The following is a 17,606-nucleotide window of genomic DNA, read 5'->3' as shown; positions in this document are numbered from 1 at the left end:
CTCCAATATAAAATTTACATTACCAAATTTTCCTTTGACTTGAGTCTGAGTGGATCCACCTGTGCAGCAACCTGAATATCAGGCAGTTTATTCAATCCCCGAATAATATAATTTAGATCTTCGGGATCAAGATAATTATGGATGATCAGAAAATAATCCACGCGGTTCATTTCAGGAATTAAAAACCCTTCGCTGTTTCTATTGTTTACAATATAGTATTCGTTTTCTCCTTGATCAACGTAAAAATAATATTTGGAGAAGGCCAGTGCGGGTTCGTTAATTTTGAAATAAACTTCATGATCTGCTATTTTCTCAAAATTAAAGCTGAGGTTTGTATTGATTTTGTGGCAGAGGACATAATCCTTGAGAGAGGCTGTAATAGCGATCAACACAAAATCCAGATCTAAGGATAGTTTTAAATAGGTTTTATTCAAAAGGGACGATTTTGCTTTAGGATTCAAAATTATAAAACTAATTTTACTTTACAGATCAAAATAAAAACATTAAAATTGGCACGAAAATAAACATTTGAAATGTGTCAGAATTTATTTTTCTTTGCACTGAATTATTTAACCATTAAATTATAACATTATGTCTGATATTGCTTCAAGAGTTAAGGCTATTATCGTTGAAAAATTAGGAGTAGATGAAAGCGAAGTTACACCAGAAGCTTCTTTCACTAACGACCTTGGTGCGGATTCTTTGGATACTGTAGAGCTTATCATGGAATTCGAGAAAGAATTCAATGTAGCAATTCCTGATGACCAGGCTGAAACTATTGGTACAGTAGGTCAAGCTGTTGCTTATCTAGAGAAAAACGTAAAGTAAAACATACGGTCTCCGTATAATCCGTATAAATGGAATTAAAAAGAGTAGTAGTTACAGGTTTAGGTGCGCTCACTCCAATTGGTAATACTATCCCGGAATTCTGGGATGGCTTGCTAAATGGTGTGAGCGGCGCTGCGCCTATTACAAGTTTTGATACTGAAAAGTTCAAGACAAAATTTGCCTGCGAGCTGAAAAACTTCAATCCTGAAGACTTCATGGATAAGAAGGAAGCCCGCAAACTTGATCCATTTGTCCAATATGCCATTGCCTCTACTGAAGAAGCTGTCCGTGATGGCCAGTTCGACTTTTCAACCCTGGATACGAACCGTATCGGGGTAATCTGGGGTTCTGGAATTGGTGGGATCAAAACGTTTTTAGATGAAATGCGGAACTTTTTTGCCGGAGATGGTACTCCGCGCATTAATCCTTTCTTCATTCCGAAGATGATTATTGATATTGTTTCCGGACATATCTCTATCAAATATGGTCTTCGCGGACCAAACTTCGCTACAGTTTCTGCTTGCGCTTCATCAACCAACGCTATGATCGATGCATTTAACTATATCCGTCTGGATATGGCTGATGTATTTATTACAGGTGGCTCTGAAGCTATTATTAATGAAGCCGGTATCGGTGGATTTAATGCGATGCATGCCCTGTCTACCCGCAATGATGATCCACAAACAGCGTCCAGACCTTTCGATAAAGACCGCGATGGTTTTGTTGCTGGTGAAGGTGCCGGGACTATCATTCTGGAAGAATTAGAACATGCCAAGAAACGTGGTGCTAAAATCTATGCTGAAATTGTTGGTGGTGGAATGAGTGCCGATGCCAACCACATTACTGCTCCACATCCTCAGGGATTGGGTGCAAGAATGGTGATGACCAACGCATTAAGAGATGCTAAATTAAAAACGTCTGACATTGATTACATCAATGTTCATGGAACGTCTACCCCACTGGGAGATATTTCTGAGACGAGTGCAATTGTGGATCTTTTTGGTGAAGATGCTTACCAGTTAAACATCAGTTCTACCAAATCAATGACTGGTCACCTATTGGGTGCTGCTGGTGCTGTTGAAGCTATTGCAGCTATTTTAGCGGTAAAAAACGACATTGTTCCGCCTACGATCAACCATTTTACTGATGATCCGGCATTTGATGCGAAACTGAACTTCACGTTCAACAAAGCTGAAAAACGCGAGGTTCGTGCTGCCTTGAGTAACACATTTGGTTTTGGTGGCCACAATGCATCTGTTATTTTCAAAAAATACGTAGACTAAAATAACCCGCTATAATGGTGATTTCTTTAAAGATCAATGCCTTTGTTTGACTTTTATAAGCTTTATTTCTCGGCTGACAAGGAGTTTATCAATAAGCTTAAAAACATTTTAGGTTTTGTGCCTGGAAATACCGTTTTGTATAAAATGGCTTTCCGGCACCGTTCTGTAGCTAAAGTTTTAAAAAACGGTAGCAGAAGCAGTAATGAACGCCTGGAGTTTTTAGGTGATGCGATATTGGGCTCCGTGATAGCCGAGTTGCTTTTTAAAAGCTATCCTTACAAAGAGGAAGGTTTTTTAACGGAAATGCGCTCTAAAATAGTAAATCGTGCGAATCTGAACCAACTGGCGCGCAAGATGGGTTTTGATCAGTTGATTGTATTTGATCAGAAGATGGTCAACATGCAAACTAAGCATCACTCTATGTTGGGTGATGCTTTTGAAGCGTTAATCGGCGCAATTTATCTCGATAAAGGGTACAATTACACGAAAGATTTCCTGTTAAAAAGGATCGTAAAGCCCTATATAGACATCCATACACTGGAGCTTACAGAGACCAATTTCAAGAGTAAATTAATTGAATGGTGTCAACGCCATGGCAAGGATATCACTTTTGACATGGTAGAGAACGAGGCTGGTGAAAGCACAAAATTATTCACCATCAAAGCTGTTGTTGAAGGTGAGAGCTATGGTATCGGACGGGATTATAACAAGAAAAATGCGGAGAAGCTGGCTGCAGAAAAAGCCTGCGAAGCATTGTCAATTTAAACAAGATAACTTTATTGAGGTTTCTTCCTTAAGGTATCTGTGAATTTTTTTGAAGTTTCCCTGATGTACTTGATCGCATCATAGTCCGTCCACTTTTGCACCTGCTGATATTCGGGTCTGTAATTCAGCATATAATCCTCCAGATCAGCTCCGCGCAAATCTGTTTCCTTCTGGATTTTGGTCTCATTGAAAAATCCATCTATTTCACCCTGCTGGAGTTCAGTGCCATAATACTTATTAAATCTCCTGGCGTTTTTGGGTGTTTTACCAAAGAGCTCATAGAGCGCTGTTAGTGGCGTAAAAATATAAGATAAAACTGGAGGCTTGCCCGCATAGAATGATCCTTTGTCCCTAAAATCTTTTTTTACGGCGTTCATTTCCTGACGTTTATTCTGACCGATAATATCAACTTGATCTAAAGTTGTTCGGGTGAGCTGAACTACAATTGAATTTGTTTGTACGACGACAATCTGTCTGTCGGAGAAGTCACGCTTCACAAAAACAAGCGTATCCCCTATTGCTGCCTTAATTTCAAAAAGACCAAGATCATTGCTTCCGACTACAAAACCATTGCGTTTATTGGTAATTTCAGCAAGCGCGATACGGTTCCTCGTACCACTTTCCATTACGGCCCCTTTAACCATCGTTTCCTGCGCAACAGCATAAAATGGCAATAATAGCGTGAAAAAAGCAATTAGCAAAAGGTGATTGCGGTTCATAGTTGTTGCAAATTTAGTCATTGCTTAACAACTTGAGCGTTAAAAAAAGTTAAAAATCATAGCATTTAACCATTTAACAATAAATCATATCTTTGCACATGATAAAATCTATGACAGGCTATGGCCTGGCCTCTACCGATCATGAGAATACTAAGTTTGCTGTTGAGATCAAGTCTTTGAACAGTAAGTTCCTGGAGCTCAATTTGAAATTACCTAAAGCTTATTCTGAAAAAGAATTAGTGTTGCGCAATGTATGTAGCAAGGATATCGAGCGTGGTAAGGTAAGTGTATCGATTAACATCGAGCGTAATGAGGAAAGTGCAAAAGGAGCAACTATCAATGCGGCGCTGCTTACAAAATATTACAAAGAGCTGGAAGCGATTAATGTAAGCCTGGGCGCAGATTCCAGTAATCTTTTACAAGCTGTACTTAGCTTTCCTGAGGTCGTTTCTTACCCTGAAGAGGAAGTTAACGAGGGTGAATGGGCCATCGTTGAACAGACATTTTATACGGCGTTAAAAAACTTTAATCAATTCAGAACCATGGAGGGTGATGTCCTTAAGGCTGATCTGGAACTGAGAATTAAAAATATCCTGAGTTTCTTTGCACAGGTTGAAGAAATAGAACCACTTAGAATCCCACAGATCAAAGCGCGTCTGAGTGCATTTCTGGAAGAAAATGCAGGAAAAGTAAGTGTTGACCAAAACCGTCTGGAGCAGGAACTGATCTATTATATCGATAAACTTGATATCACAGAGGAAAAAATTAGATTGAAGAGTCATTGTGACTATTTCATTCAGAGCTTAAATGGTAAAGATGCGAATGGCAAAAAACTTGGCTTTATCTCTCAGGAAATCGGTCGTGAGATCAATACTATGGGGGCTAAAGCCAATGATGCACAAATTCAACAACTTGTTGTGGGCATGAAAGAAGAATTGGAGAAAATTAAAGAACAACTATTGAACGTATTGTAATACGTTTTAACTTATATCAATGACACAGGGTAAACTCATCATATTTTCAGCTCCCTCAGGTGCGGGAAAGACTACAATCGTAAAACACCTTTTACAAAAATTTCCTACGCTCCGCTTTTCCATTTCTGCTACGACCCGTGAATTAAGGGGTTCTGAACAGCATGAAGATGACTATTATTTCATTACCAAGGAAGATTTCCTTCACCGTGTTGCCCGTCAGGAATTTGTTGAATTCGAAGAGGTCTATAACGGGACTTTTTATGGCACCTTACGTTCAGAAATCGAAAGAATCTGGAATGAGGGCAAGCATGTGATATTTGACATTGATGTGGAAGGCGGTCTTCGTCTTAAACGTAAATACGAAGAGGATGCATTGGCCATTTTTGTACAGCCGCCGTCATTAGAGGCGTTAAAAGAGCGTTTAAGCGGCAGGGGAACAGATTCTCTGGAAAAACTACAAGAACGCTTTATAAAGGCCGAAAAAGAGTTAGAATACGCTGATAAATTTGATGTGATCCTTAAAAATTATGACCTCGCCACGGCGTGTAAAGAGGCGGAGGAACTGGTATCTGCTTTTATCAACAGTTAAAATATGAAAACCGGGCTATTTTTTGGTTCCTTCAATCCGATTCATGCAGGTCATCTAATGATTGCCAATTATATGGCGAATTTTACTGACCTGGATGAAGTCTGGATGGTGGTATCGCCGCACAATCCGTTGAAAGATAAGCGCAAGCTAACCAATAAATACGACCGCCTGGAAATGGCTAAGTTAGCTACCGAAAATTCAGAACACCTTAAAGTAAGCGATATCGAATTTGGGTTGCCCCAACCCTCTTACACTATAGATACGTTAGCTTATTTGAAGGAACGTTATCCAGGCAGGGAGTTTGTTCTGATTATGGGCGCCGATAATCTGGTCTCGCTAAAAAAATGGAAGAACTACGAGGTGTTGCTGTCAGACTATAAGATTTTCGTTTATCCGCGTTCAGGTTCAGACACCAGTGAATGGACAGGACATCCGGCTATTGTTTTTACTGACACACCAGAAATGGAAATATCATCAACATTTATCCGTAAGGCTATCACCGCAGGGAAAAATGTGCAATATTTTGTGCCGGACCGGGTATTGGATTTTATCGAAAGTAAAAATATGTACCGCTAAAACTGGCGGTACAATAGAAATATCGTCGGTTTTTTATGTAAATCTATAGCAGCGCGCTCCTTGCGCCAGAAAGCAACGGACTGTGTTTTTATATATTCTTCGGGTGCAGTGATATTACTGGCGATGCAAAGTAAAGTTTGTGGTGCTGCATTTTTAAGCACATCATCCAGCAGGTGGTTATTACGGAAAGGGGTTTCCATGAAAATCTGCGTCTGCTTGTTCTTTTCAGCAAGCTGTTCCAGATCTTTAATTTTCTTTCCGCGTTCCACTTTATCAATAGGCAGATAGCCATGAAACGTGAAACTTTGACCGTTAAAGCCCGAAGCCATCAATGCCAGGAGAATAGAACTTGGACCAGCAAGAGGAACGACTTTAATTCCGCGGCGGTGCGCTTCGGCAACGATGTCTGCACCTGGATCTGCTACGCCAGGGCATCCTGCCTCACTCATCAAACCTACATCCTGTCCATTTAACAGTTCCTTAAGGAAAATTGCAACCGAGTTACCACGCTTGTGTTTTCCATAATCATGGATAAGCAACTCACTTTGCGGTGTTTTTAATCCGGCCTCTTTCAAAAACTTACGTGCAGTTTTTTCATTTTCTACGATATAAGTTTTGATCGAATTGATAACCTCAATGCCAAATGGCGTATAGGATTTCTGAGTTGCCTCTTCTGTTAATGGAACCGGTATTAAAAATAGGACGCCTTTTTGCATAGTTGAATGTTGAATCTGCAAAGGAAAACAATAAATAACTGAAAGGCGAAAAACGGACGGATTATTACCAGAATAGCGTCATTAATAGCCGGTTTATTTGGTTTTTAACTGGATTTTTCTTAACTTGTATTGTAGGAAAACCAAATATTAAAGCTGTAATCTCATAAAATTAAAAGATATAATTCGGCGATAGATCATCGTAGTATTGTAATTATTCTTAGGTGATTAAACTATTTAGGGAATTGGAACTCCTATTGATATAAAGGTTTTAGGTTAGTTAACAAATCAACACACACACACAAATTAAACACAAAATGAAAAACATGATCAAACTGCCGGTGATTGTGTTGGGGCTCATGCTCCTTCTCACCGGAACCACGCAGAAAGTTATGGCGCAGGACGAGAACGTGTCTATGCAGACATTCTACGATGAGCTTTCTCCTTATGGAACCTGGATTCAGGATCAGCAATACGGCTATGTATGGCGACCTGATGTAGACCAACAGGATTTCAGACCCTATTATTCTAACGGACATTGGGCAATGACTGAATACGGAAATACTTGGGTTTCTGACTACGACTGGGGTTGGGCACCTTTCCATTACGGAAGATGGGTGACAGACAGATACAATCAATGGATGTGGATTCCTGATACAACCTGGGGACCAGCATGGGTAAACTGGAGAAGTGGCGGCGGCTATTATGGCTGGGCACCGTTGGGTCCTGGCTTAGGTGTAAATGTGAGCATTGGGTTTAATATCCCCGATTTCTGGTGGGTATTTACACCGCAGGCTAGTATTTACATTAACCGATTCCCAAGGTACTATTCTAACAGGAACTACGGTTATTTAGGCCAGACTACAATTATCAATAACGTATATGTTCGTGGAAACCGCAGCTATTATAGCGGTCCTCGCAGAGATGAGATCAGAAGGGTAACGAATAGAGATGTCCGCATTTATAACATCGACCGCTCTAACAGACCTGGAAGAAGTTATGTTTCTAATAACTCGATCCACATGTATAATCCGAGACCGAACAGGAACGTTGATAACCGTAATGCTGCACCTAGAAATGTACAACGTGGCGATATCGGCAGACCGGGAGATAGGCCGGATAGAAATGGGGACAACAGAAACGCTGGTCAGAATAGGAATGATCAAAATAGAAATGATCAGAACCGGAATGGCATGGATCAACGCAACGCAGATCAGAATCCAAATGCGAGAAATCGGAACTTTGGGGGAGACCAGAACCGCAATGAACGTGGTGAGCGACCTCAGGATCAACAACGTGTAGGAGAGGTACAACAAAGGCCGGATATGAATCGCGGACAACGTTCTCCTGAAGACCAGCAGAGAATGCAGGCTCAGAATCAGCAACGCCAGGAACAAATGCAACAGCGTCAGGGACAACAAAACCAAGAGCGCCAGCAACGTGAGCAGGGACAAAGGTCTCAGGAGCAAATGCAGCAGATGCAACAACAACGCCAGGAGCGTTCTCAGCAGATGCAGCAACGTCAGGCGCAACAAAACCAAGAGCGCCAGCAACGTGAGCAGGGACAAAGATCTCAGGAGCAAATGCAGCAGCGCCAGGCGCAACAGAATCAGGAGCGTCAGCAACAAGCACAACAACAACAGCAGCAACGCCAACAGCAGATGCAGCAACGTCAGGAGCAACAGAACCAACAACGTCAGCAACAAGCTCAACAACAGCAACAACGCCAGATGGAGCGTCCTCAACGTCAGGAACGCGTGTCACCACCGGCAAGAACAGCCGAAAATAACGGAGGCGGGGCGAGAGAAAGTAGTCGTCCTGGACGAGGATAAACAAATAAGTATTGAAAAACCGGCATTAGAGCCGGTTTTTCTTTTATATTTTATATTTATCTTTGCACCCTCATTCGCAAATAGGCGTAATCCTTTATGATCCACCCAGAAATAGAAAAAAGAAAAACATTTGCCATTATCAGTCACCCCGATGCCGGAAAGACTACGCTTACAGAAAAGTTCCTGCTATTTGGCGGTGCCATAAACACCGCCGGTGCCGTTAAGCGTAATAAGGCTAACCAAAGCAGCACTTCAGATTTTATGGAGATCGAGAAGCAAAGGGGGATCTCTGTAGCTACCTCTGTAATGGGTTTTGAATATCAGGGTAAGCGCATCAATATCCTGGATACACCGGGTCACAAGGATTTTGCTGAAGATACTTACAGGACGTTGTCGGCAGTAGATAGCGTAATTCTGGTCGTAGACTGTGTTAAAGGTGTGGAAGAGCAGACTGAAAAGCTGATGGCGGTTTGCCGGATGCGGAATACACCGGTAATTATTTTTGTGAATAAAATGGATCGCGAAGGTAAGGACGCTTTTGATCTACTTGATGAAATAGAAAACAAGTTAAGCATTAGCCTTTGCCCCCTTTCCTGGCCAATTGGCCAAGGCCATACTTTTAAAGGGGTTTATAGTATTTACAACAATCACCTTAATCTGTTTGAGCCAGATAAAACCAAGATCAGTGAGTCAGTAATTGAAGTAAGTGACCTGAATGATGCACAGCTAAATGCCTTCCTGAAACCAAAGGAGCTGGATGGACTTAAATCTGACCTGGAACTGGTTGAGGGGGTTTATGGTACACTTGACGATAGTCTTTACAAGGACGGCTTGCTCGCACCGGTATTTTTTGGGAGCGCCATCAACAACTTCGGGATTAAAGAATTGCTAGATACCTTTATAGAAATTGCACCAAGCCCCAAAAGTCGTGAGGCCGAAGAGCGTATGGTTGCCGTTGATGAAAAGAATTTTACAGGATTTGTCTTTAAGATCCACGCCAATCTTGATCCCAAGCACCGCGATAGAATTGCCTTTTTAAGAATTTGTTCCGGCAAGTTTGAACGTAACAAATTCTACTACCACACCCGTCAGGATAAGAAACTGAAATTCTCCAATCCTATGGATTTTATGGCCAACGAAAAAAGCATTGTTGAGGAGGCCTGGCCAGGAGATGTTGTTGGCTTATATGACAGTGGTAACTTTAAAATCGGCGACACATTGACCGAGGGTGAAAAACTTCAATTTAAAGGTATTCCAAGCTTCTCTCCTGAAATATTCAAGGAAGTAGAGAATATGGACCCACTTCGCACAAAACAACTCGAGAAAGGGATCCAACAACTTACTGAAGAAGGCGTGGCTCAGCTCTTTGTACAGCAACCAGGGAACCGTAAGATTATTGGCGCAGTAGGTGATCTGCAGTTTGAAGTTATCGCTTTCCGACTAGAGCATGAGTATGGAGCAAAAGCGCATTTCCGTATGTTGAGCTATAGTCGTTCAAACTGGGTGACATCAACAGATAAGAAAAAGCTGGAAGAGTTCCTGAAAAGAAAGCAACAACACATTGGCATGGATAAAGATGGGAATCCTGTATTTTTAGCTGATAATGATTTTATGATCAACATGACTAAAAGAGATTATCCGGATATCGAATTTCACAAAACATCAGAATTTAAGTCATAATAAAAAGGCGTTCCAAACAGGACGCCTTTTTTATTTCTTCTATTTTAACTGGCTAAGTGCCTTTTCAATCCTTGGAATCATGTCTTGTATATCTGATAAAGAGCACCCCCCAACAGAGGCTCTAAACCAAGGCATACTATCTTCATTACCAAATGCTGAAAAAGGAACCAGAGCAACTTGTGCTTCCTGAATTAGGTAAAAGTTAACATCTGCACTATTTTTCAAAGCCGTGCCATCTGGTGTCGTTTTACCAATGTAGTCGATCTCCAGGGTGAGGTAAATTGCACCCATAGGAACTACCGCATCAACATTAAACCCTTTACTTTTTAAGGATTGAAATCCATCATATAAAGCATCGAGGCTTTCCTGAACCTGGTGTTTAAACTCGCCCAGAAACTGGTCTACCTGCGTACTGTCTTTAAAGTATTTGGCCACAGCTACCTGCTCCGCTTTTGGCGCCCAGGCTCCAATATGTCCTAATAAGGCCTTCATTTTACTCACAATAAGTTCAGGTCCGAAGCCCCAACCTACCCTTACTCCTGTTGAAGCAAGGCACTTAGAAATCCCATCGATATAGATCGTGACATCTTTTAATTCAGGACGCAAACTCACCGGGTTAAAGTGTTCCTTTCCGAAAGTCAGCAGCGAATAGATCTGATCGTACATGATATATAGTGGCTTTTCATCCGCTGACCTTGAATTGTTTTCTTCAATCACCGCATCGCAAATCTCTTCCAGTTGTTCTTTCGTGAACATTGTTCCTGTCGGATTTAAAGGCGAGCATAATGCCAATAACGTTGCCCCTTTAAAATGCGGCTTCAACTGTGCTGCCGTAGGCATAAAATTGTTTTCTACCGTTGTTTCGACAGCAATGCCCTGCGCAGATGATAATGTGCAATAATGGTTATTATTCCATGATGGTGCAGGGTAAATGACTTTATCTCCTGGATCAACCAAGGCAAGGTAAGTTGCATAGATTAACGGTCTGGAACCTCCTGCAATTAAAATGTCTGACGTGGCATAATCAAGGTCATATCTATCTTTCAATACACCAGCAACTGTTTCGCGTAATGGAAGAATTCCATCTGCGGGTGGGTAATTGGTTTGATGATCATTATAAGCAGCAATAATCTCTTGCTTCAAGGCTTCAGGAATAGGGAAAATCGACGGATCGAAATCACCAATCGTCAGATTTGCAATCTTTGCTCCTTTACGTTTCATCTCATTAACCTCGTTACCGATTTTAATGATTTCTGATCCGATAAGTGCATTTGCCAATACTGATACATTCATTGTCTATAGATTTAAGGTTTATATTACGCCAACAACTGCTGGATGGCTGTGTGTACTTTTTCAAAGTTAAACTGGTCAACAATGCTTTTCATCATCATGCCAATCTGAGGATTGCATAAGTTACCGATGCTTCCCTCATGGGTATGTTTCACCGTCGCACCAGGTGCGAAAGTGCCGTCTTCAATCTGTGTTCCGACAATCTTATATGCCTCACGGAATGGAACACCACTCAGTGCCAGATCGTTTACTACTTCTACGCTGAATAGGTAACTATATTTTTTATCTTCGAGGATATTATCCTTGATGCTGATATTTTCTAACATGAAAGCGGTCATCTCCAGACACTCATTTAATGAGTCTATTGCTGGGAACAGGCTTTCTTTGAGCAATTGAAGGTCCCTGTGGTAGCCGGATGGCAAGTTGGTAGTCATCATTGCTATTTCATTGGGCAAAGCCTGAATTTTATTGCACCGTGATCTGATCAGTTCAAATACATCAGGATTTTTTTTATGTGGCATGATGCTGGAACCTGTGGTTAATTCATCAGGGAAACTGATAAAGCCAAAGTTCTGGTTGATAAATAAACAAACATCCATCGCCATTTTTGCCAGAGTAGCGGCAATAGAAGACATTGCTTGCGCTAAAATACGCTCTGTTTTACCTCTTCCCATCTGTGCATAAACCACATTAAAGTTCAGGTTATCGAAACCGAGCAGTTCAGTCGTCATAGTTCTATTTAATGGAAATGAAGAACCATAACCTGCTGCAGAACCTAAAGGATTTTTATTGCAGATTTTCCAGGCGGCAAGCATCATTTCCATATCATCAGCAAGGCTTTCGGCATAGGCGCCAAACCATAAACCAAATGATGACGGCATGGCAATCTGAAGATGCGTATAACCCGGCATTAATTTATTTTTATGCGTTTCGCTCAATTCAATCAACTGATCAAAGAGGTGCTCAGTATTTTTCACCATGCCCTCGATGCTGTGTCTGAAAAACAATTTCAAGTCTACCAGCACCTGGTCATTTCTGGAGCGGCCACTGTGGATCTTTTTACCTGCTTCTCCGATTCTTTGGGTCAGCAACCACTCTACCTGTGAATGTACATCTTCCACTTCATCGGCGATGATAAAATCACCAGCTGCAATTTCCTGATAAATCTGTTTAAGGCCTTGCTTTACCTGTGCAAGCTCATCTGCGGTAAGCAACCCGATGCTTTCAAGCATTTCAGTATGTGCCAGTGAGCCGAGCACATCAAATGCCGCCATATGCATATCCAATTCACGGTCTCTCCCTACGGTAAAAGTTTCGATTCCTTTGTTAACGTCAGTATTCTTTTGCCAGATCTTCATGTGGTTGTCTTGCTTTCCTTCTAAATTTAATCTGCCGCAAAAATAGCAATAAATAATAAGAGCGGCGTATTGTTATCAGATCGGAAAATGCAACATTAGTGCAGTAAATGTATTGAGATATAGAAATTCTAAATCTAAAATAATATTTTAGCCAAATAACTTAAACAACATGAACAAAATCAGGATTTTACTTCTGTTTTTGCTGGTTCCGATGGCCATTCGGGTAGAAGCTCAGCAAAAACCAGCTTTAAGCTGGAAGGAAGTTTCCAAATGGAACTTTATCAGGCCAGGAAGCAATGTATTATCGCCCGGAGGGCAATGGATGGCATGGACTACAGGTCCTACAGAAGGCGATTTGCAAGTAATCATCAGAAAAACCACTGATATAACGAAGTTAGTCTTCCCTATTGGGGCAACCACGAATCCTATTGCCTTTTCAAAAGATTCTAAATTTGTCGCTTTCAAGGTTTCGGCCAAGGATGCAGAGGTGAAGGCTGCCAAAAAGACAATGAAGCCCACCTATGACAAGCTGATGCTTGTTTCGCTACCAGCCAATGTAAAGACTACTTTTGAACGGGTAAAGAGTTTTAGCTTTTCTGCTGATGCTCCTGAATGGCTGGCAATACAATTCGCGGCAGCAGAGAATGCACCTAAAGATAAAGACGCAGCAAAAGGAACCGACCTCCTGATATATAACCTCAACACCAAGAAAAGCTTTAATCTTGGGAGTGTTTCAGAATACACATTCAACAAATCGGGCAGCCAGTTGGCTTATACCGTTGATGCTAATGGACAAAATGGAAATGGGGTATTCCTGAGGGATATGAAAACAGGTCTTATCACTGCATTAGACAATGATAAATCGGTTTACAAGAACCTGAACTGGAACGAGAACGGTGATGCTTTCGCCTTAATAAAGTCAAATAAAAATGATGCCTACAAGGATGATGTTTATACTGTGATTGGGATAAACAAAATTGCAGGTGAAAACAGCAATAAAGTGCTATTTTCTGGCCTGGATAAAACAGGATTTCCTAAAGGAATGGGCATCAACGCCAATACTAACCCCTACTGGTCTGACGATCAGGCTACCTTGTTTTTCGGCATCAATACGTTAGACAAAAAGGATGCAAAAACAGCTGATCTGAAAAAAGACAGCACATTAAAATCCAAATCAGCTGCAGCTGATACAGCAAGCAAAGCTAAAGCGGATCCAAAGGCTATAGCTAAAGCTGATATTGAAAAACCAGACATGATTATCTGGAACTGGAAAGACAAAAGACTGCAGTCGGCACAGCAAACACAAGAGATGCGTGACAAGAACTACAGCTTCCTGAGTGCCTACAGAGTCGCTGATCAGCGTTTTGTACAGTTGGCTGACTCCAACATGAGAAATGTGAGTATTGCGCCCAAAGGCATCTACGCTATAGGATATGACAATTCAAACTATGAGCTCATGTCTAACCTGGATGGCCAGAGTTATACCGATGTTTACCTGATCAATCTGGCTACAGGAGTAAAGAAAAAAATCTTTGACAAAATGTACTCAACAGGTCGCGGCGGACTAAGTCTGGCACCGAATGGTAAATGGGCTAGTTTTTACGATGACGGCGCTTACTACAGTATGGATTTGGAAACGGGATCACAATATAACCTGACAGGAAAAATCAAATCATCTTTCATTGATGAGCTTGACGACCATAATGTAATGAAACCAGCTACCCCTAGTCTGGGCTGGTCTGCTGATTCCAAATTTGTGCTGATTAAAGACAATTATGATTTATGGAAGATCAGCGCAGATGGAAAAAACGTGACACCACTTTCTGGTAACTGGAAAAAATCCAGGCAGATGGTACAGAATCGCTTTAGAATCTATGAAGATGAAAAGGGCACAGACCTGACTAAAGATCAATATTTCGGCGTATTTAATGCGGAAACTAAAAAAGCAGGATTAGGTATCCTTGAAAAGGGAAAAAACGATATCCGTATTTTATTTATGGATGACCATGCTTATGGCGGTTTTACAAAAGCGAAGGATGCTGGTACATTTGTTTATACGCGTGAGGATAATCAGACCGCACCAGAGTACTATGTAAGCAGTGCAGCCAATCTTTCTGCCCCGCAGCAACTCACTAAAAACGCGCCTGATCAAGGCAAATATGCCTGGTCTTCCGGTGTTAAGCTGATTAAATATTTAAGCGCAAATGGTGATTCTCTGCAGGCAGCGCTGTACTTGCCGGCGAACTATGTCCCCGGCAAAAGTTATCCGACGATCACATACATCTATGAGCGTTTAACAGACAATTTAAATGCATACACAACCCCTGCATTTCCTGGTGGTGGTTTTAACAAAGCATTATACACCAGTAATGGTTATGCTGTATTAATGCCTGATATCAAGTATAAGTTAAATGATCCAGGCATGTCGGCAGTAGCTTGTGTTGTCCCAGCTGTAAAAGCGGCAATAGCAACAGGAATCGTTGATGAGAAAAAGGTAGCAATTCATGGCCACTCCTGGGGTGGATACCAGACTTCATTCCTGATTACACAAACAAATATCTTCAAAGCCGCCGCAGCGGGTGCACCATTAACCGACATGGTAAGTATGTATAGTCTGATTTATTGGAATAGCGGTGGCACCAATCAGGCAATTTTCGAAGCGAGCCAAGGCAGACTAACTCCAGGTTACTGGGATAACTGGGATGCTTTTACAAGAAACTCCCCGATTTATCACATCAAGAATGTACAGACTCCTCTGCTGTTGTTACACAATGACAAAGATGGTGCGGTCGATTACACCCAAGGTATTGAATACTATAATGGTTTGAGGAGACTAAATAAACCTGTGGTGATGATTACGTATCGTGGCGAAAATCATGGCATAGCGAAGCTTCCAAACAGAAAAGATTATGCGGTACGGATGATGGAATATTTTGACTATCAATTAAAAGACAAACCTGCGCCAGATTGGTGGGCAAAAGGCGTCAATAGGTTAGATATGGAAAAACATCTGGAAAGCAGGGCATTTGATCCAGGAGACTATTAATAACAAGACCCGAGTGTTGAAATGCCCCCAAAAGTGAGATACTTTATGGGGGCATTTTTATTTACTTCCCGTTGATTACAGGTTTAAGCATTTCGATATACAGTAGTATACCTTCATTTATTTCTTCGGTGAAAATATATTCATCTGCCATGTGCGATCGTCCAGAATCACCTGGACCGAGCTTTACTGAAGAGATGCTGAGTAATGCCTGATCGGATGTTGTAGGTGAGCCATAGGTTGTTCTTCCAAGCGCAAGTCCCGACTGTACAATTGGATGTCCCTTATCGATGGAAGATGGTTTAAGCCGGATAGAGCGTGGCTTAACATCACAACCTACATTTGTTCTGATTATTTTTAAAACTTCTTCATTGGTATAGGCATCTGTAACGCGCACGTCTACTGTAAATGTACAGGTTGCCGGAACTACATTATGTTGCGAGCCTGCATTGATAATGGTGACCGACATCTTCAAGGGCCCGAACACCTCGGATACTTTAGAAAACCTGTAGTTTCTAAACCATTCGATATCTGTTAAAGCCTTATAAATGGCGTTATCGCCTTCTTCTCTCGCAGCATGCCCTGCTTTACCATGCACCGTGCAATCAAGCACCAGGAGGCCTCTTTCAGCAATAGCGAGGTTCATTTGTGTTGGTTCACCAACAATAGCAAAATCAAGTTCTCCAAGATCGGGAAGCACACATTCCAATCCGTCGTTTCCAGAAATCTCTTCCTCGGCTGTGGTTGCCAGGCAAATATTGTAGCTCAGATCTTGCTGGGCATAAAAATAAAGAAAAGTAGCAATAAGTGATACCAGACAGCCCCCTGCGTCGTTGCTCCCCAATCCATATAGCTTTCCTTCTTCCACCGCCGCATCATAAGGATCGCGGGTATATCCGGAATTTGGTTTTACGGTATCGTGATGAGAGTTTAAGAGTACAGTTGGTTTTTTTGGATCAAAGTGTAAGTTGTAAGCCCAGATATTATTGAGTTTACGGTGTGTTTTTATTTGTCTTTCCTGCAAAAATTGCTCTATGACATCCGCGGTCTTATCCTCTTCCTTACTGAAGGAGGAAATAGAGATTAATTTTTTTAACAATGCTAAACTATCGTTCTGCAGCTTTTCTATCATAAATTTTATCCTTTTGTATATAACTCTCCTGCTTTTGTAGCAGAAAGTTTGATCCCTTTGATGAGGGAGGAACTAAATCCATTATGTTCCATTTCGTTGAGTCCGGCAATGGTACACCCTTTTGGAGATGTCACCTTATCAATTTCTTGCTCGGGATGAGAGCCCATTTGTAAAAGCAGGTCGGCCGCACCTTTTGCTGTTTGTACAGCCATTTTTAAGGCATCATCAGCATGGAATCCAATCTCTACACCACCTTGAGAGGCAGCTCTGATAGCGCGCAAAAAGAATGCTATTCCACAAGCACACAGTGCCGTTGCAGAGGTCATCAGGTCTTCGTTTATTTTCACTACGGCACCAACTGTTTCAAACATACGTACCACTTCTGCGACGTTCTCTTGTTCAGCCAGGCCTGAAGCTACACAGGTCATTGATTGTCCGATAGCAATTGCGGTATTTGGCATTGCACGAACAACCTGTACATCTGCACCAAGTTGATTGCGTATATCTGCACAGCTCACTCCGGAGGCCACGGATATAAAAAGGTGTTTTTGTATGTCAACGGAGTTTTTGATTTCATCCAGTAACTGATTCAGTTGCTGGGGCAATACCGCCAGTACCACAATATCTGCGGCAGTAACGACCGCAGCATTATCACTGCTGGTAACAAATCCCTGATCAGCAAAAGCCTGTAATCCGCTGAGTTTGCGTCTGGTCAGACTGATCTGATCTGGCATTGCATAACCAGCTTTAGCAAGTCCTTTTGCAAGTGAGGTTCCGATATTTCCACTGCCGAGTATAGCAATCTTCCCTTTAAAGCGTTCCAT

At 41.7% G+C, this 17,606-nt stretch carries 16 protein-coding genes; 9 read left to right on the top strand and 7 right to left on the bottom strand.

Going from position 1 to position 17,606, the window contains the following annotated elements:
- Window positions 1-14: 14 nt before the first annotated feature.
- Window positions 15-434, bottom strand: coding sequence for an IPExxxVDY family protein (locus CLV32_RS18030; RefSeq protein ID WP_133558150.1), 420 nt, complete (start codon window positions 432-434; stop codon window positions 15-17).
- A 157-nt stretch (window positions 435-591) separates the two neighbouring features.
- Between CLV32_RS18030 and CLV32_RS18025 the strand changes: the two genes are divergently transcribed.
- From CLV32_RS18025 to rnc, 3 genes are read left to right on the top strand one after another with little or no spacing between them, the layout of a single operon-like run.
- Window positions 592-828: an acyl carrier protein gene (locus CLV32_RS18025; protein ID WP_031266521.1), complete on the top strand. Its 237-nt coding sequence runs from the start codon at window positions 592-594 to the stop codon at window positions 826-828.
- A gap of 29 nt (window positions 829-857) precedes the next feature.
- Window positions 858-2,111, top strand: coding sequence for a beta-ketoacyl-ACP synthase II (gene fabF, locus CLV32_RS18020; RefSeq protein ID WP_133558147.1), 1,254 nt, complete (start codon window positions 858-860; stop codon window positions 2,109-2,111).
- Between the two features lie 36 nt (window positions 2,112-2,147).
- Window positions 2,148-2,876 (top strand): ribonuclease III, encoded by a 729-nt coding sequence (gene rnc / locus CLV32_RS18015; RefSeq protein WP_208111052.1) that lies wholly within the window; start codon window positions 2,148-2,150, stop codon window positions 2,874-2,876.
- Between the two features lie 11 nt (window positions 2,877-2,887).
- Here the strand turns inward: rnc and CLV32_RS18010 are convergent, their stop codons facing one another.
- On the bottom strand, window positions 2,888-3,595 hold the full coding sequence (locus tag CLV32_RS18010; protein WP_243732351.1) for a hypothetical protein: 708 nt from the start codon (window positions 3,593-3,595) through the stop codon (window positions 2,888-2,890).
- A 110-nt stretch (window positions 3,596-3,705) separates the two neighbouring features.
- Here CLV32_RS18010 and CLV32_RS18005 point away from each other — a divergent pair, with 110 nt between their 5' ends.
- From CLV32_RS18005 to nadD, 3 genes are read left to right on the top strand one after another with little or no spacing between them, the layout of a single operon-like run.
- A complete protein-coding gene (locus tag CLV32_RS18005; RefSeq protein ID WP_133558688.1) occupies window positions 3,706-4,569 on the top strand; it encodes a YicC/YloC family endoribonuclease in 864 nt (287 codons plus the stop codon).
- 19 nt (window positions 4,570-4,588) lie between these two features.
- Window positions 4,589-5,158: a guanylate kinase gene (gene gmk / locus CLV32_RS18000; RefSeq protein WP_133558143.1), complete on the top strand. Its 570-nt coding sequence runs from the start codon at window positions 4,589-4,591 to the stop codon at window positions 5,156-5,158.
- A gap of 3 nt (window positions 5,159-5,161) precedes the next feature.
- Window positions 5,162-5,734 (top strand): nicotinate (nicotinamide) nucleotide adenylyltransferase, encoded by a 573-nt coding sequence (gene nadD, locus CLV32_RS17995; protein ID WP_133558141.1) that lies wholly within the window; start codon window positions 5,162-5,164, stop codon window positions 5,732-5,734.
- On the opposite strand, the gene CLV32_RS17990 is transcribed toward nadD, so the two are convergent.
- Window positions 5,731-6,450 carry an SAM-dependent methyltransferase gene (locus tag CLV32_RS17990; protein WP_133558139.1) on the bottom strand — a complete coding sequence of 240 codons (720 nt, stop codon included), beginning with the start codon at window positions 6,448-6,450 and terminating at the stop codon, window positions 5,731-5,733. The two genes, nadD and CLV32_RS17990, sit on opposite strands and share 4 nt — an antisense overlap.
- 323 nt (window positions 6,451-6,773) lie before the next feature.
- On the opposite strand from CLV32_RS17990, the gene CLV32_RS23160 reads away from it, so the two are divergent.
- Both CLV32_RS23160 and CLV32_RS17980 read left to right on the top strand, forming a co-directional pair.
- A complete protein-coding gene (locus tag CLV32_RS23160) occupies window positions 6,774-8,279 on the top strand; it encodes a DUF6600 domain-containing protein (RefSeq protein WP_166641983.1) in 1,506 nt (501 codons plus the stop codon).
- Window positions 8,280-8,375: 96 nt separating this feature from the next.
- Window positions 8,376-9,959, top strand: a complete 1,584-nt coding sequence (locus CLV32_RS17980) for a peptide chain release factor 3 (protein ID WP_133558137.1) — start codon at window positions 8,376-8,378, stop codon at window positions 9,957-9,959.
- A gap of 39 nt (window positions 9,960-9,998) precedes the next feature.
- On the opposite strand, the gene CLV32_RS17975 is transcribed toward CLV32_RS17980, so the two are convergent.
- Both CLV32_RS17975 and argH read right to left on the bottom strand, forming a co-directional pair.
- Window positions 9,999-11,252, bottom strand: coding sequence for a pyridoxal phosphate-dependent aminotransferase (locus CLV32_RS17975; RefSeq protein WP_133558135.1), 1,254 nt, complete (start codon window positions 11,250-11,252; stop codon window positions 9,999-10,001).
- 23 nt (window positions 11,253-11,275) lie between these two features.
- Complete coding sequence (gene argH / locus CLV32_RS17970; protein ID WP_262711533.1) at window positions 11,276-12,661, bottom strand: argininosuccinate lyase; 1,386 nt, start codon at window positions 12,659-12,661, stop codon at window positions 11,276-11,278.
- 115 nt (window positions 12,662-12,776) lie between these two features.
- Between argH and CLV32_RS17965 the strand changes: the two genes are divergently transcribed.
- Window positions 12,777-15,653 (top strand): S9 family peptidase, encoded by a 2,877-nt coding sequence (locus tag CLV32_RS17965; protein ID WP_133558131.1) that lies wholly within the window; start codon window positions 12,777-12,779, stop codon window positions 15,651-15,653.
- 61 nt (window positions 15,654-15,714) lie between these two features.
- Here CLV32_RS17965 and CLV32_RS17960 read toward each other — a convergent pair whose 3' ends face one another.
- Window positions 15,715-16,782: a M20 family metallo-hydrolase gene (locus CLV32_RS17960; RefSeq protein WP_133558129.1), complete on the bottom strand. Its 1,068-nt coding sequence runs from the start codon at window positions 16,780-16,782 to the stop codon at window positions 15,715-15,717.
- Window positions 16,783-16,787: 5 nt separating this feature from the next.
- A complete protein-coding gene (gene proC, locus CLV32_RS17955) occupies window positions 16,788-17,606 on the bottom strand; it encodes a pyrroline-5-carboxylate reductase (protein ID WP_133558127.1) in 819 nt (272 codons plus the stop codon).

It is taken from the genome of Pedobacter duraquae, assembly GCF_004362245.1.
Classification (GTDB): Bacteria; Bacteroidota; Bacteroidia; order Sphingobacteriales; family Sphingobacteriaceae; genus Pedobacter; species Pedobacter duraquae.
The sequence above is the reverse complement of the archived record's forward strand: the minus strand, read 5'-3'. Positions and strand labels throughout refer to the sequence as shown.